The organism is Flavobacterium sp., assembly GCF_003525665.1.
Classification (GTDB): domain Bacteria; phylum Bacteroidota; class Bacteroidia; order Flavobacteriales; family Flavobacteriaceae; genus Flavobacterium.
In genome coordinates this window covers 1,280-2,166 of the sequence record NZ_DQDX01000001.1, presented here as the reverse complement: position 1 = coordinate 2,166, position 887 = coordinate 1,280, and the positions used below count along the sequence as shown (strand labels likewise).

2 protein-coding genes are annotated in these 887 nt (G+C 30.4%); both read right to left on the bottom strand.

The genetic code is table 11. From position 1 onward, the window contains the following. On the bottom strand, positions 1–377 hold a 377-nt coding region (locus DIU01_RS00020), incomplete at its 3' end, for an aminotransferase class IV (RefSeq protein ID WP_290831219.1). 50 nt (positions 378–427) lie between these two features. After that, entirely contained in the window at positions 428–820 is a 393-nt protein-coding gene (locus tag DIU01_RS00015; RefSeq protein ID WP_290831218.1) for an START-like domain-containing protein, read from the bottom strand. Between the last annotated feature and the right edge of the window lie 67 nt (positions 821–887).

The following is an 887-nucleotide window of genomic DNA, read 5'->3' as shown; positions in this document are numbered from 1 at the left end:
GCATCCGAAAAAGAATACAACGTATTTTCTAAAGGAAAAACTTGAATTTGAAAAGAAACCGAATTGGTATTTGGCAAATAAAATCCACCATCATTTCTAAAAACTGTAAAGCGAACTCTAGCAGAATTTTCACAATTTTGGGCTTTCGCCAAATTAAGAATTTGAGCTTCTAAATATTCCAATGTGAAGTTGTTAGGAATTTTCATTCTAACGATTCTCATGGAAGCCATTAACCGAAAATAGTGATCTTCTAAAAAAAGAATTGTATTATTTACAATTTTTAAAGTTTCAAAAACACCATCGCCATAAAGAAAAGCGCGGTTTGAACTGGATAAATTATTGTCTGATGGAAGGATTTCTCCGTTGTAATTAATCATAAAAAAGTCCCGTATTTTAACGGGACAAATATAACTTTAAATAATGGAATTTACACAGAACCAATCACGTGTTTTAAATCGGACACTTGATTTTCCCATAATTGTTTTGATTCGGCAATTTCGTCTTCTTCGGCAAAATCAACTACCATCAAGGAAACGTCTTTGGTTATTTCATCTTCAAGAATTCGGAGTTCAAAGTAATATTCGGTATCTTTTTTATTATCATCAATCCATTTAAATTTAACTTTTTCTCCAGTTTTTTTAGAAGCAAGGCGCGCATTTTCTTCACCATCATTCCATTCGAAAGTAAAGAACTCACCACGAGAATTGACACTATCTGCAAACCACTCTTGTAAACCAGAAGGTGTTGAAATGTATTGATACAATAATTGTGGCGATGAATTTATAGGAAATTCAATTTCGTAACGGATTTTTGGAGTCATAATCTAATTTTTGCGAAATATATAATATTTATTTAAAAAAGCAATAAATAAAAAAATTATTTTTTTT

Coding starts and splice junctions, on each gene's coding strand:
- DIU01_RS00015 (WP_290831218.1), bottom strand. CDS start 820: ATGACTCCAAAAATCCGTTACGAAATTGAATTTCCTATAAATTCATCG.